Origin of the sequence: Buttiauxella ferragutiae (genome assembly GCF_022637515.1) — a bacterium.
Lineage (GTDB): Bacteria > Pseudomonadota > Gammaproteobacteria > Enterobacterales > Enterobacteriaceae > Buttiauxella > Buttiauxella ferragutiae.
In genome coordinates, this window is record NZ_CP093332.1 from 3,628,333 (window position 1) to 3,642,712 (window position 14,380).

Below are 14,380 nucleotides of genomic sequence, written 5' to 3' on the forward strand. Positions count from 1 at the left end.
AAGGCGACTGAATAGGTCGCCTTTCTTTCGCCTGCGTTGTAACATTGCCCGCAAATTTTGCCTGATAATTAATTAGCTACCTGCACTGGCATCCATGAATAAAACCCGTCAACAAGAACTTAGCCGCTGGCTAAAAAAACAAAGCATTATCTCTCGCCGCTGGTTGGGGCTTTCCCGTTTTTTAGGGCTGGTCAGTGGGTTATTGATTGTTGCTCAAGCCTGGCTGCTTGCCCGGATGCTGCAACACATGATCATGGAAAACATTCCCCGGGAAGCTCTGCTGTTGCTTTTCGTTATCCTGATACTGATTTTTGTATTGCGCGCCTGGGTCGTGTGGCTACGTGAAAAAGTCGGTTTTTACGCTGGGTTGCACATTCGTCAGGAGATTCGCCGGCAAGTACTCGATCGCGTCCATCAAGCAGGGCCAGCCTGGATCCACGGGAAACCGGTCGGCAGTTGGGCAACCCTGGTGCTGGAACAAATCGAAGATATGCACGATTACTACGCACGTTATCTGCCGCAAATGTCGCTTGCGGTCATGGTACCCGTGTTGATTTTAATCGCCATTTTCCCATCTAACTGGGTTGCAGCCCTGATTCTGCTTTGCACCGCGCCGCTGATCCCGTTGTTCATGGCGATGGTAGGTATGGGTGCCGCAGATGCTAACCGCCGTAACTTCCAGGCGCTTGCGAGGCTGAGCGGGCATTTTCTTGACCGCCTGCGAGGTATGGAAACCTTGCGTTTGTTTAACCGTGGCAATGCCGAAACGGAGAATATCCGCACGGCATCTCAGGACTTCCGTCAGCGCACGATGGAAGTATTACGCCTGGCATTTCTGTCTTCTGGCGTGCTGGAATTTTTCGCTTCTCTGTCCATCGCACTGGTCGCGGTTTACTTCGGTTTTTCGTATCTCGGCGAACTGAACTTTGGTCATTACAGTACTGGCGTAACATTATTTGCCGGTTTCCTGGCGTTGATTTTAGCCCCGGAGTTTTTCCAACCGCTACGCGATCTGGGCACTTTTTATCATGCTAAAGCACAAGCGGTGGGAGCGGCCGACAGCCTGATGACCTTCCTTGATGCGCCATTGCAGCAACGCAAACAAGGCACAGCAAAATTCAATAATAACGAGCCAATCAGCATTGAAGCTCGTGATTTGGTCATTCTATCAACTGAAGATAAAACTCTCGCAGGACCACTGAATTTCACCCTTTCAGCCGGACAACGTGTGGTGCTGGTCGGGCAAAGCGGTGCAGGTAAAAGTTCACTGCTCAACGTGTTGTCTGGCTTTTTGCCCTATCAAGGCCAATTGCTGATTAATGGTGTAGATCTTTCGGCCCTTGACCAGAAATGGTGGCGTGAACAACTCAGTTGGGTTGGACAAAACCCGCAGCTTCCGGCTCCTACTATCCGCGAAAATGTGCTGTTAGCGGCACCCAGTGCCAGTGCTGAGCAGCTAACTGCTGCCCTGGACAAAGCCTCTGTCAGTGAGTTCCTCCCGTTGCTACCACAAGGGGTTGATACACCGCTGGGTGAAGCAGCTGCGCGTTTGTCTGTTGGGCAAGCCCAGCGGGTCGCCGTCGCGCGCGCATTGCTGATGCCATGTGGATTGCTGTTGCTGGATGAACCGGCTGCAAGTCTGGACGCCCACAGTGAGCAGCGTGTGATGGACGCGTTAAGTAGCGCTTCCCGTCAGCAAACCACATTGATGGTGACTCACCAGTTGGATTACATCAACGACTGGGACGAGGTTTGGGTGATGCGCGAAGGTCGTATCGTACAACAAGGGGATTTCGCCACGCTTGCCGCACAGGAAGGCCCGTTTACGACGTTACTAGCTCATCGCCAGGAGGAAATCTAATGCGAGCTTTACTCCCCTATTTAGCGCTGTACGGCCGTCATAAATGGCTACTGATGCTTGGCGTGGTGTTAGCGATTGTCACTCTTCTGGCCAGCATTGGGCTGCTGACTTTGTCAGGCTGGTTCCTCTCGGCCTCGGCGGTTGTCGGTGTCGCGGGGATTTATAGTTTTAACTATATGCTACCTGCAGCAGGCGTTCGGGGCGGTGCAATTACCCGTACTGCGGGGCGTTATTTTGAGCGTCTTGTCAGCCATGATGCGACATTCCGCGTACTTCAGCATTTGCGTGTTTCCACATTTAGCAAATTGCTCCCACTCTCCCCTGCTGGGCTGGCGCGTTTTCGCCAGGGTGAATTACTCAATCGCTTAGTTGCAGACGTCGATACCCTGGATCACCTTTACCTGCGTGTGATTTCACCAATGGTCGGTGCGTTTGTGGTGATCGTAGTGGTGACCTTTGGTTTGAGCTGGCTGGACGTACAATTAGCCCTCACCTTAGGCGCGATTTTACTGGCAACCTTAGTTTTGCTTCCGCCAATATTTTATTACGCAGGGAAAGCCACCGGCGAGGCGATTACCGCGCAACGCGGGCAATATCGCCAGCAACTCACCGCCTGGTTACAAGGCCATGCTGAACTAACCATTTTTGGTGCCTCCCAACGTTATCGTGAGCAACTGGATAAAACGGAGGATCACTGGCAAGAAGGGCAACGCCGCCAGGCCGAGCTTACAGCACTGTCACAAGCCATCATGCTGCTAATCAGCGGTATCGCCGTCATCTTGATGCTGTGGATGGCAGCCGAGGGCGTGGGTGGAAATACCACACCAGGCGCACTTATCGCGCTGTTTGTGTTCTGCGCGCTGGCTGCATTCGAAGCGCTGGCACCGGTCACCGGAGCTTTTCAGCATCTTGGCCAGGTTATCGCCTCCGCACTGCGCGTGACTGAAATTACCAGTCAAAAACCCGAAGTGATTTTTACCGAACAACCTCATGCAATTCCTGAGCGCGTGGCTCTGGAGATTAACAATCTGAGTTTTGCCTGGCCCGAACAGTCTCAAATGGCACTTCGGGGTATCTCGCTCAAGGTTGAGGCAGGCCAACACATAGCTATTTTGGGGCGTACCGGTTGCGGTAAATCGACACTGCTGCAATTGCTGACGCGCGCCTGGGAATGTCAGCAAGGCGAGATCCGCCTGAATGGTGAAGCGCTGAGCCAGTTTGATGAAACGGCATTACGCGCGTCCACCAGTGTCGTATCGCAACGCGTTCATTTGTTTAGTGCCACACTGCGCGACAACTTGCTGCTTGCTGCACCACAGGCCAGCGATGAAGATTTAAGTCGAGTCCTGACTTGCGTTGGCCTTGAGAAGTTACTGGACGATGCAGGCCTCAATAGCTGGCTGGGTGAAGGCGGTCGCCAGCTTTCGGGTGGCGAATTGCGCCGCTTAGCCATTGCGCGTGCTTTACTGCACGATGCCCCGCTGTTCTTACTTGACGAACCAACCGAGGGTTTAGATGCGGAAACTGAACGCCAGGTTCTTGATTTGCTGGCTGAAGTCACCAAAGATAAAACAGTATTGATGGTCACCCATCGCCTGCGTGGATTGGCAGATTTCGACAGTGTAATTGTGATGGACAACGGGCAAATTATTGAGCAAGGTACTCACGCCGAATTAATGGCGAGCGGTGGACGTTATTATCATTTCCACCAGCGTTTGTAGACCCGGTAGTTAGTCTATTATCAATAATTATTGCTCCCTGGAGTTTGGACGTCATGCGCCTTATTCAGCTTTCCCGTGACTCAATCGCCTTCCCCTCACCGGAAGGCGCGTTGCGTGAACCTAATGGGTTACTGGCGCTCGGGGGCGATTTAAGCCCGGCTCGTTTGTTGATGGCTTATCAGCGCGGCATCTTTCCGTGGTTCTCGCCTGGCGACCCTATTTTATGGTGGTCGCCCGATCCACGTGCGGTGCTTTTTCCTGAACAATTTCATCTCAGCCGCAGCATGAAGCGATTCCACAGAAACTCCCCATACCGCGTCACGCTTAACCATGCTTTCGAACGCGTGATTAGCGAATGTGCCGACGACCGCGATGAAGGCACCTGGATAACTCCTGATATCATTGACGCCTATAAACGGCTGCATGAGTTGGGGCATGCGCATTCGGTTGAAGTTTGGGAAGATAATGAGCTAGTCGGTGGCATGTACGGCGTGGCACAAGGTGCGTTGTTCTGTGGCGAATCCATGTTTAGCCGTCGGGAAAATGCCTCAAAAACGGCTCTGCTGGTATTCTGCCAGCACTTTATGAGTTATGGCGGCAAGCTTATTGATTGCCAGGTGCTTAATGCTCATACCGCATCGCTTGGGGCGATAGAAATTCCTCGCCGCGAATATCTGGAGCAGCTGTCCATATTTCGCCCACATCAGCTTGCATCTTATTGCTGGGTACCACAAATCCTGTCGTAACGATAATGTTTACGGCACATTACTGTTAAGAGTGTTATAATTAGCCCCGCAGAGTGAGCTCTGCTCATTACCCCGCCGCCGTATGGGATTAGCTTTAACAGGGACAGCCCATCGTTTATCTCTTCGCAGCCCTCATCGTAAGCGCCTATAGTGCAGCTTTTGAGTGGGTTTTGGGTAATGCGCAAATTGCACTTTCGCTGGTGATTTCACCAACAATTCTTTACATGATACGTGAACTTGGGCATTATCTTGCCGGTTCAAAACTATGGTAGTGATACCCTCGAGGATTAGATGGCCAAAGAAGACAATATTGAAATGCAGGGTACCGTTCTTGATACGTTACCTAACACCATGTTCCGCGTTGAGCTGGAAAACGGGCACGTGGTAACCGCTCATATCTCCGGTAAAATGCGTAAAAACTATATCCGCATCCTGACGGGTGACAAAGTCACTGTAGAGCTGACCCCGTACGACCTGAGCAAAGGCCGCATTGTCTTCCGTAGTCGCTGATAGTTTTATTTAGCGCTGCGGAAACAACGGGCGGCGTAAAAAATTAGTTTTAGAAATTCAATAATAGAAAGGCCAGGTGATTAACCTGGCCTTTTTTTATATCTGCGTACTTTGGATTAATGAGCCGTTTCCGGTTTATGTTTCTGCGCACCATGGAAATTATAAATCAGTTTCTGATTCTCTTTATCCAGAGCTACCGTCACTTGCCCACCATCCACCAGGGAACCAAACAACAGTTCGTTCGCCAGCGGTTTCTTCAGATTGTCCTGAATAACACGCGTCATTGGACGTGCGCCCATTGCGCGGTCATAGCCTTTTTCTGCCAGCCAATCACGGGCTTCCTGGCTCACTTCCAGCGACACACCTTTCTGATCCAACTGCACCTGAAGCTCAACAATAAACTTGTCGACTACCTGGTGAATCACATCTGTAGACAGATGGTTGAACCAAATAATGTTGTCCAGACGGTTACGGAATTCTGGGGTAAAGATCTTCTTGATCTCTTCCATCGCGTCAGTGCTGTTGTCCTGACGAATCAAGCCAATAGACTTACGCTCAGTTTCACGTACACCGGCGTTAGTGGTCATCACCAGAATCACGTTACGGAAATCCGCTTTACGCCCGTTGTTATCGGTCAGCGTACCGTTATCCATCACCTGCAATAACAGGTTAAAGACATCGGGGTGCGCTTTTTCGATTTCATCGAGCAGCAACACAGAGTGAGGATGTTTAATGACCGCATCCGTCAACAAGCCGCCCTGGTCGAAACCAACGTAACCCGGAGGTGCGCCAATCAAACGGCTCACCGTATGGCGTTCCATGTATTCCGACATATCAAAGCGCAGCAATTCGATGCCCAGTGATTTCGCCAGCTGCACGGTGACTTCCGTTTTACCGACACCTGTTGGCCCGGCAAACAGGAATGAACCGACAGGCTTGTGATCGTGCCCCAATCCGGCACGGCTCATTTTGATGGCTTCGGTTAACGCCTCAATGGCTTTATCCTGGCCAAACACCAGCATTTTCAGGCGGTCATCAAGGCTACGCAGCGTATCGCGGTCGCTCGCTGATACGCTTTTCTCAGGGATACGGGCAATACGTGCGACCACGGTTTCAATGTCTGAGACATTGACCGTTTTCTTACGTTTACTCACCGGCATCAGGCGGCTGCGAGCCCCGGCTTCGTCGATAACGTCAATCGCTTTATCGGGAAGATGGCGATCGTTAATATATTTCACCGCCAGTTCCACCGCCGCACGAATCGCTTTCGCGGTATAACGCACGTCGTGGTGCGCTTCGTATTTCGGTTTCAGGCCGTTAATAATCTGCACGGTTTCTTCAACGCTTGGCTCAGTAATATCAATTTTCTGGAAGCGACGCGCCAGAGCACGGTCTTTTTCGAAGATATTGCTGAATTCCTGGTAAGTGGTTGAACCGATAACCCGGATCTTGCCACTCGACAGCAGCGGCTTAATCAAGTTTGCGGCATCAACTTGCCCACCGGACGCGGCACCCGCACCGATAATGGTATGAATTTCATCGATAAACAGGATGCTATTTTGATCCTGTTCGAGCTGTTTTAGCAGCGCTTTGAAACGTTTTTCAAAGTCACCACGATATTTGGTACCCGCCAGCAGCGAACCGATATCCAGCGAATAAATGGTGCAATCGGCAATCACTTCCGGAACATCGCCCTGCACAATACGCCAGGCAAGACCTTCAGCAATCGCCGTTTTACCTACGCCTGATTCACCCACTAACAGCGGGTTGTTTTTACGGCGACGGCACAGAACCTGAATGGCGCGCTCTAACTCTTTCTCGCGGCCAATCAGCGGATCGATCCCTCCCACACGTGCAAGCTGGTTGAGATTGGTGGTGAAGTTTTCCATACGTTCCTCCCCGCCTGCTTGCTCTTCATTGACCGGATTATCTGCACCCGGTGCCTGATTAGGTTCGTCTTTACGTGTACCGTGAGAGATAAAGTTCACCACATCAAGGCGGCTGACTTCATGTTTACGCAGCAGATACGCTGCCTGGGATTCCTGTTCGCTGAAAATAGCCACCAGCACGTTTGCGCCAGTGACTTCACTGCGACCAGAAGACTGGACGTGGAACACCGCACGTTGCAGCACACGCTGGAAGCTAAGCGTAGGTTGAGTATCACGCTCTTCTTCACTGGCTGGCAGAACCGGTGTGGTTTGTTCGATGAAGGCCTCGAGTTCCTGTCGTAGCGCCACCAGATCTACGCTACACGCTTCCAGCGCTTCGCGAGCTGACGGGTTGCTGAGCAAAGCCAGCAACAGGTGCTCGACAGTCATAAACTCATGTCGGTGCTCGCGCGCTCTGGCGAAAGCCATATTTAAACTGAGTTCCAGTTCTTGATTGAGCATAGGCACCTCCCCCAAATTTTGCCTTCTTCAGGCTTTTTCTAGCGTACACAGCAGCGGATGCTCATGCTCCCTTGCGTACTGGTTCACTAACGCGACTTTGGTTTCCGCTACTTCTGCAGTAAAAATGCCACAGATAGCTTTACCCTGATAGTGCACAGTGAGCATCAATTGCGTTGCACGTTCTACATCATAAGAAAAGAACTTTTGCAGCACGTCAATAACAAATTCCATCGGCGTGTAGTCATCGTTCATTAACATCACTTTATACATCGACGGTGGCTTTAGCGCTTCGCGCAGTTTGTCACCCACCAGCTGGTCGAAATCCAACCAATCGTTCGTCTTACCCATTGCAAATCGTCATCATGTTAAATCGCCCATTGTCATTAAGGCGAAGCCCATAGGTTGAGTGTAATACGCTTTCAGTGAACGCGAGTCATCGTGTTAAAAAGGCACAGTCACTAACAATAGAGAGTTCTGTCACATTAATCACAATAGCGTTAACTGCTTCAAATTTTTGACTCATTTTCATTCTTACCCCCCCGTGCAACGCTTGACGACATGGTTAAATTATCTACATTGTACAAGCGTGAGGTGGCGAGGTTTTGAACAGCCCGCCCTCACCCCACCGGTTCATTCCATCTCACTTATAAGATTTACGAAGGATGTAGAAGCATGGAGACGGGTACTGTTAAATGGTTCAATAACGCTAAAGGGTTCGGTTTTATCTGCCCAGAAGGCGGCGGCGAAGATATCTTCGCGCATTACTCCACCATTCAGATGGATGGTTACAGAACGCTTAAAGCCGGACAAACTGTCAGGTTTGATGTACATCAGGGGCCAAAAGGCAATCACGCTAGTTTGATTGTGCCTCTGGAACTCGAGGCAGCAGCGGTCGCCTGACCCTTTTGTTTCATTGTGTACATCCCCAGTTCAAAATGCCAGCCCACGAGCTGGCATTTTTATTTCGGGTCTATAACCAATCGTCATAACTCAGATGAAAATTATTCACGCGCCAGAGCATCAATTGGGTTCAATCTCGCCGCATTTCTCGCCGGTAACCAACCAAAAATAATTCCTGTTGCGGTCGAACAAGCAAATGCGGTGAACAACGCCATCGGTGAGAAACCAATTTCCCAGCCCGGCAAAACCAGTTGCAACGTGAAGGCAATCAGCAGAGATAACGAAATCCCCAACGCACCACCCACCAGACACACCAGCACAGCTTCAATCAAAAACTGCTGCAACACATCACTAGCGCGAGCGCCCACTGCCATGCGGATACCAATCTCTTTGGTACGCTCAGTTACCGACACCAGCATGATATTCATCACGCCAATCCCGCCCACCAGCAATGAGATGACCGCCACCAATGTCAGGAACATCTGTAGAGTACGTGTGGTCTTTTCCGCCGTTTTCAACAGGCCATCCATATTGTAGGTGAAGAAATCTTTCTTACCGTGACGTAGCTGCAACAAACGATTGAGCTGCAGCTCGGCTTCGTGGCTGTTATAGCCCTCATTCACCCGCACCGTTATCGAGTTCAGCCAACTTTGCCCCATCACACGACCCGCCATGGTGTTATACGGCAACCAGACACGCAGAATCTTGCTGCTGCCAAACATTGACTGCTTCTCTTGCGCCACGCCGATAACCGTCGCAGGCATATTCCCCACCAGCACGATTTCGCCAACCACTTTGGCTTTATCAGGGAACAACTGCCGTTTGGTATTGCTGTCCAGCACCACCACCTGCGCACGGCCTGTGAGTTGTTCATCGTTGAAGGTATTGCCTTCGCTAAACGTCATGCCGTAGACATTAAAATATTGGCTGCTGACACCATTGACGCTGGCGGCGGCATCAACGTTGCCATAGCGCACGCGTAAATTGCTCGACAACGAAGGCGTGGCTGAACTAACCCACGGTTGCTGGCTGATGGCCGCCAGGTCGTCGTATTTCAGCGCTTGCTGGTATTGCGGGTCGTCATCACCAAAATCTTTGCCGGGATAGACATCAATGGTGTTAGTGCCGATGGAGCGAATATCCTGCAACACCAGCTGTTTAGCCGCATCACCGACAATCACAATCGACACCACTGACGCGATACCAATAATAATCCCCAGCATCGTCAGCAGCGTGCGCATTTTATTCGCCGCCAGCGCCAGCCAGGCCATGGTCAGAGCTTCACGGAAGCTGCTGATGGTCTGCTGAAATGGCGAGTTAACCGGTTGGGTTTTCAGCTCTTTCTGGGCCGCGGGTGGTTGAGAGACCGACGGCGGGTTACTGATAATTTCCCCGTCACGTATTTCAATGACTCGCTGTGCCTGCGCGGCAATCGTCGGGTCGTGCGTCACAATAATAACCGTATGGCCCAACTCGCGCAGTTGCTTGAGTGTGGCCATCACTTCTTCACCGGAATGGCTATCCAGCGCGCCTGTCGGTTCATCGGCAAGAATCACCTGCCCGCCATTCATCAGCGCGCGAGCGATACTGACACGTTGCTGCTGGCCACCAGAAAGCTGTGACGGCAGATAATCGACGCGATCCGCAAGCCCCAGACGCATCAGCAAAGCGCGCGCCCGTTGTTGACGATAAACTCGCGCCGTTCCGGCATACACTGCCGGGACTTCGACGTTTTGCGTAGCATTCAAATGCGAGAGCAAGTGATAGCGCTGGAAGATAAAACCGAAATGTTCACGCCGCAGCGTGGCGAGCGCATCACTATCAAGCAACGCGACATCTTGCCCGGCCACTTTGTAACTGCCGCTGCTGGGTTTATCGAGGCAGCCGAGGATATTCATCAGCGTTGATTTGCCAGAACCCGATGCCCCGACAATCGCCACCATTTCACCCGCTTCAATGGTGATATTAACGCCTTTTAGCACCTCAACTTGTTCGTCACCCGACGGATAGCTACGGCGAATATCACGCAGCTCAAGCAGTGCTGTCATGGGGCGCTCCCGGCGGTGCTTTTGCCAATCACCACTTCTTCGCCTTCAGTCAAACCCGTAGCAACCTGTACCTGGGTGTCATTGCGCATACCGATGGTAATTTCACGATCGCGAGTTTCACCATTACGTAGCACTGACACTTTGTAACGGTTATCCCCTACCGGCTCGCCCAGTGCTGCAAGCGGAATGGTTAGCACCTCTTTCACGCCACCGAGTTGAATATGCACTTGCGCGGTCATTTCCAGGCGCAATACCCCTTGCGGATTCGGGACTTCAAAACGTGCATTATAGAAAATCGCATCGTTCACTTTCACCGGCGTTGGCAGAATATCGATTAACAAACCTTCATAGCGTGTTAGAGGGTCGCCCAGCACGGTGAACCAGGCTTTTTGGCCTGGTTTAAGATGAATCACGTCAGCTTCAGAAACCTGTGCTTTCACCAGCATGGTACCCAGATCGGCAAGCGTCAGAATGTTTGGCGCTTGCTGCGCGGCAATCACTGTCTGGCCTTGTTTGGTGGTGATTTCGGTCACTTCACCCGCCATAGGTGCAACAATCTGCGTGTAATCGAGGTTGGTTTTCGCGGTGTCTAAAGAGGCCTGATTGCGTTTGATTTGCGCGTCAATGGTGCCAATTTGTGCTTGCCTCACTTCAAGATCGGTCACTGCGGTATCGAGATCTTGTTGTGATACAGCCTGAGTTTTGGCCAGTGCTCTCTGGCGATTCAGCGTCACTTGCGCAAGTTTTGCCTGCGCCACAGCCTGCCGCCGCTGCGCGCGCAACTCCATTAACGTTGCCTCAACTTCCTTGATCTGGTTTTGTGCCTGTTCGGGATCGATAACCCCCAACAGCTGATCCTTTTTCACTTTATCGCCGATGTTCACCGACAGCGTTTTCAACTGCCCACTGACCTGCGCACCGACATCAACTTTGCGCAATGCATCCAGCTTCCCCGTTGCCAGCACGCTTTGCTGCAACTCGCCTTTGCGCACAATCATCGTCTGATAAACCGGCGTCGGCGCGTTCAGAAACTTCCACAGCCAGACGCCCAACAACAGAACTAACAGGCCCAGAAGCCAATAGCGTTTTTTTATTTTTCCCTTGAATCTCATAGGTATCCTGCAAAAAGACTGGCTAATTAAATGAAGTATCAACAAAAGTTGTAAACCCGTATCGGCGTTACGGTGATTGAACCTACGTTGAATTCACAAATGGTGAAATAACCCCAATGTTTCTCAACCAGGTTTCAATCATGTCGTCAATTGCCGAAAACGAATTCCGATCAACAGCTCAACTCAATGGCTGGCGGTTGTTTCTTTCTTTAGCAAAGGGACAATGGACGCCGGGGATTGCGTGGCAGAACCCAGCCTATCGTCGAAAATTCGTCCTGCGTTCACTGACCAGCCCACTTTCTACCGCTCGCTTGTTGAACGATTTATCGCATCAACCTTTGCTGGAAAAATTGCTGGCGGTGCAACCAGGGTTACCTTGTCGTCTTCATCGCCCTTATTTATCGGTGAATTTTAACCGTAAGGCGGCGGCAAGCGCATTGTCTTTCCACTACCGCGTACTGAACGCAGCACTGCCGAAACGCTTGTTACTACAACACTACTCAACTGACGGAGCACGTTTGGCAACAATAACGGGTAAAGATGAGAACTTCTACCATCTTGATTTCCGCGCCGACCCCTTTGTCGATAAAGAAGGTGAAGCCACACTAACACTGACCCGCCACGATGGCGTTGTTTTAGCAGGCTTGACCTTCACCCTATGCTGTCACCAGCAGAAATCGACGCTGTTTATTGGTGGCTTGCAGGGTGCCAAAAGTGATATCCCACATGAATATATCCAGGTCGCGACCAAAGCGTGTCACGGATTATTCCCGAAACGCCTGGTGCTGGAAGCGGCTTGCTTGTTAGCTCGTCATTTAGGGGTGAACCAGATTCTGGCCGTGAGTAACCGCGCACATATCTATCGCTCGTGGCGTTATGCAAAAAAGAAGCAGGACAAAATTCATGCCGATTACGATAGTTTCTGGGAATCGATGAGCGGCGAATTAACCCCAGAAGGCTACTTTGAGCTGCCACTGGGAGTGGCCCGCAAACCTGTTGAAGAGATTGCCAGCAAAAAGCGCGCGGAGTACCGCCGCCGCTACAGTTTACTAGATGAGATGATGGAGCAAATCGAGCAGCGGCTATGAATTAACCGCCGGGCTAATCAGCCCGGCCACGCGCCAGCCATAACACTCGCGAGAACATTTTTCGCAACAGTGACGGCACGGCATCGACTCCACGCCTCCCCGCTTCCATCGCCACTTCTATCGCTAAGTCGGGCTTGGAAGAGCGATGAATAGCTTTCACAATAACGCGGCGCATATTCATCGGTACGTTTTCGGGGATTTGCGCCACGCGATGGAACACATCGGAAAATCCCTGACGATACATGAAGTGTTCCATGTCCATCGCCGGGAGCGCGGTAAGATGCTCACGTTCCTGGTCACGATCATTTTCCAAAATACCACGCACCACTGACGCATATTTTTTCCCCGCTTCATCGCCATCCACCAGCACATGCCATTCAATGCCCATGCGCCGTGCAAACTTGATCAATGGGCGCAGACCCGACTGCGCAAATTCGATAACTTTCACCCCTTCGGCATCGAAATGGTGCCCGCACTGACGTGCCAGTTCGTTCATCACCCACACCTCCGTTTCCCCTTCAACCAACAGCCAGCAGCGGGCAAACAATGAAGAAGCGCGATTAAAGCGGATATGAAAGGCAATACGACGGCTGTCTTCTGCATTCATGCCGCCAGGGCCGAGCCTCCAGGCCGCAACCCTTGACGATTCACGCACCAGGCGGCAAACGTTCTCGACAGGCGTGAGCGATAGCAATTCGCCCGAATTGGTAGTGGTGATTTTTTGCAGCGGCAGCAGATTGAGCAAATGCCAGGCCACCGACAACATAATCGGGTGCAGTCGGGTTTCAGGATCTTCCACCAGCAGCAATGGCCGCGCGTCTTTATCCAGAACCACGTTGCCTTTAGCCTGCAGCAAGGTTGAAAACATCCCCAGTAAAATCATTCGATGAGTGCGGCTGTTGGGTTTGTCGATCATGCGGTTGATGATGTCCAGATAACGCCAGCTGCGTTGTTCATCGTGCGAGCGGCGACGTAACAAGCGTTGATGCGCGGTAGCACCTTGCTCAGCAAAATAGTGCTCAAGCAATTGCACCATCGCCGACAAACCTTGCCGCAGCTGGGCATCGGTAAGATTTTGTGGACTCGAAACCAGTTCACGCGCCAGAAAATCAAGCTGGCGGGCGGTCATTTCGGTGTCTGGCATGGCGGGAATGCTGTCATTGCGTAAACGCCGCATAAAACGCGCATCACGCAAACGTAATACTGGATTGAGGCGGATGATTTGCTGGGCAAAAATGTCAATGTCATCAAGTTCGATAGCATGGCCTTTCTCATCGAGGAAACTGCGCAGCGTCAGAATAGAACCATCTTCCGCGAGCTCCCCCACCAGCCGATACATAATGCGATGAAAACCTTCCTCACCTGCCACCCATACCGGCGCAAGCGAACGATAACGTCGGCCAAGATGATGGCCGGGCGCGGTTTCCCGAAAGGTCAGTACAATATGTAAATGATGTTCCCGGCCCTGTACGTCCCCGGGCGGGAAATAGAAATCATCGCGATTGAAGTGATAGAGCGTTTGATGCGGCGACAATAATAGCGTTAATGCGTCCAGCAGGCTGGATTTACCCCAGGCGTTTTCACCGATCAGCACGTTATTTTGTTCAAGCATTAACGAAAGGCGGTTAATCCCCCGGAATCCGACAATCTCTACACGCTCAAGAAACATAACCCCTCCAGATTGGTTGTTGCGCTTTCCTTTACCTGACCGGCTGCATAGTTCGAGTATAGCGACAGATTATGCGTACATCTCGGCCAAACTTTATACAATAAAAAACAGCCGATTTTTCCATTATTACCTACGCTTTATCTGACTGTTGTAAAACATTTTCATTCCAAGATGATTCTTATTTATTAATAAACTTTGTACACAATAAACGCGTATGTTGTTGAAAAGAATGACATCGCATTGCCCCACGTCAATTTATGAGGATTTAATAGACTAGTTATGACATAGCGAACTCATTAATATCACTGCTCTTTTATTATTAACGTTACATCTTT

The 14,380-nt window shown here is 51.2% G+C and carries 11 protein-coding genes; 6 read left to right on the top strand and 5 right to left on the bottom strand.

Annotated features, from left to right (window positions below):
* Window positions 1–94: 94 nt before the first annotated feature.
* The 4 genes from cydD (at window position 95) to infA (ending at window position 4,838) form a co-directional block, all read left to right on the top strand.
* A complete protein-coding gene (gene cydD, locus MNO13_RS16780; protein WP_241939030.1) occupies window positions 95–1,861 on the top strand; it encodes a heme ABC transporter permease/ATP-binding protein CydD in 1,767 nt (588 codons plus the stop codon).
* Complete coding sequence (cydC, locus tag MNO13_RS16785; RefSeq protein WP_237930126.1) at window positions 1,861–3,582, top strand: heme ABC transporter ATP-binding protein/permease CydC; 1,722 nt, start codon at window positions 1,861–1,863, stop codon at window positions 3,580–3,582. Before cydD ends, cydC begins: the two co-directional genes overlap by 1 nt.
* Window positions 3,583–3,635: 53 nt before the next feature.
* Window positions 3,636–4,328 carry a leucyl/phenylalanyl-tRNA--protein transferase gene (gene aat / locus MNO13_RS16790; RefSeq protein WP_121813961.1) on the top strand — a complete coding sequence of 231 codons (693 nt, stop codon included), beginning with the start codon at window positions 3,636–3,638 and terminating at the stop codon, window positions 4,326–4,328.
* Between the two features lie 291 nt (window positions 4,329–4,619).
* Entirely contained in the window at window positions 4,620–4,838 is a 219-nt protein-coding gene (infA, locus tag MNO13_RS16795; RefSeq protein ID WP_002211347.1) for a translation initiation factor IF-1, read from the top strand.
* 116 nt (window positions 4,839–4,954) lie between these two features.
* On the opposite strand, the gene clpA is transcribed toward infA, so the two are convergent.
* Window positions 4,955–7,228, bottom strand: coding sequence for an ATP-dependent Clp protease ATP-binding subunit ClpA (clpA, locus tag MNO13_RS16800; protein WP_064548268.1), 2,274 nt, complete (start codon window positions 7,226–7,228; stop codon window positions 4,955–4,957).
* A gap of 27 nt (window positions 7,229–7,255) precedes the next feature.
* The gene (clpS, locus tag MNO13_RS16805) at window positions 7,256–7,576 is read right to left on the bottom strand and encodes an ATP-dependent Clp protease adapter ClpS (RefSeq protein WP_034456405.1); all 321 of its coding nucleotides are present in this window, start codon (window positions 7,574–7,576) and stop codon (window positions 7,256–7,258) included.
* A gap of 324 nt (window positions 7,577–7,900) precedes the next feature.
* Here clpS and cspD point away from each other — a divergent pair, with 324 nt between their 5' ends.
* Window positions 7,901–8,128, top strand: a complete 228-nt coding sequence (gene cspD / locus MNO13_RS16810; protein ID WP_064548270.1) for a cold shock-like protein CspD — start codon at window positions 7,901–7,903, stop codon at window positions 8,126–8,128.
* A 101-nt stretch (window positions 8,129–8,229) separates the two neighbouring features.
* Here the strand turns inward: cspD and macB are convergent, their stop codons facing one another.
* A complete protein-coding gene (gene macB, locus MNO13_RS16815) occupies window positions 8,230–10,176 on the bottom strand; it encodes a macrolide ABC transporter ATP-binding protein/permease MacB (protein ID WP_064548272.1) in 1,947 nt (648 codons plus the stop codon).
* The gene (gene macA / locus MNO13_RS16820; protein WP_133522492.1) at window positions 10,173–11,288 is read right to left on the bottom strand and encodes a macrolide transporter subunit MacA; all 1,116 of its coding nucleotides are present in this window, start codon (window positions 11,286–11,288) and stop codon (window positions 10,173–10,175) included. Before macA ends, macB begins: the two co-directional genes overlap by 4 nt.
* Before the next feature lie 140 nt (window positions 11,289–11,428).
* On the opposite strand from macA, the gene MNO13_RS16825 reads away from it, so the two are divergent.
* Window positions 11,429–12,376, top strand: a complete 948-nt coding sequence (locus MNO13_RS16825) for a VirK/YbjX family protein (protein ID WP_133522491.1) — start codon at window positions 11,429–11,431, stop codon at window positions 12,374–12,376.
* 13 nt (window positions 12,377–12,389) lie between these two features.
* Here the strand turns inward: MNO13_RS16825 and MNO13_RS16830 are convergent, their stop codons facing one another.
* Window positions 12,390–14,045, bottom strand: a complete 1,656-nt coding sequence (locus MNO13_RS16830) for an ATP-dependent endonuclease (protein WP_064548278.1) — start codon at window positions 14,043–14,045, stop codon at window positions 12,390–12,392.
* Between the last annotated feature and the right edge of the window lie 335 nt (window positions 14,046–14,380).

What these genes read in the sequence shown, in the direction of transcription:
- clpS (WP_034456405.1), bottom strand. Translation starts at nt 7,576, where the DNA reads ATGGGTAAGACGAACGATTGGTTGGATTTCGACCAGCTGGTGGGTGAC.
- clpA (WP_064548268.1), bottom strand. Translation starts at nt 7,228, where the DNA reads ATGCTCAATCAAGAACTGGAACTCAGTTTAAATATGGCTTTCGCCAGA.
- cydD (WP_241939030.1), top strand. Translation starts at nt 95, where the DNA reads ATGAATAAAACCCGTCAACAAGAACTTAGCCGCTGGCTAAAAAAACAA.
- macA (WP_133522492.1), bottom strand. Translation starts at nt 11,288, where the DNA reads ATGAGATTCAAGGGAAAAATAAAAAAACGCTATTGGCTTCTGGGCCTG.
- infA (WP_002211347.1), top strand. Translation starts at nt 4,620, where the DNA reads ATGGCCAAAGAAGACAATATTGAAATGCAGGGTACCGTTCTTGATACG.
- cspD (WP_064548270.1), top strand. Translation starts at nt 7,901, where the DNA reads ATGGAGACGGGTACTGTTAAATGGTTCAATAACGCTAAAGGGTTCGGT.
- MNO13_RS16825 (WP_133522491.1), top strand. Translation starts at nt 11,429, where the DNA reads ATGTCGTCAATTGCCGAAAACGAATTCCGATCAACAGCTCAACTCAAT.
- macB (WP_064548272.1), bottom strand. Translation starts at nt 10,176, where the DNA reads ATGACAGCACTGCTTGAGCTGCGTGATATTCGCCGTAGCTATCCGTCG.
- aat (WP_121813961.1), top strand. Translation starts at nt 3,636, where the DNA reads ATGCGCCTTATTCAGCTTTCCCGTGACTCAATCGCCTTCCCCTCACCG.
- cydC (WP_237930126.1), top strand. Translation starts at nt 1,861, where the DNA reads ATGCGAGCTTTACTCCCCTATTTAGCGCTGTACGGCCGTCATAAATGG.
- MNO13_RS16830 (WP_064548278.1), bottom strand. Translation starts at nt 14,045, where the DNA reads ATGTTTCTTGAGCGTGTAGAGATTGTCGGATTCCGGGGGATTAACCGC.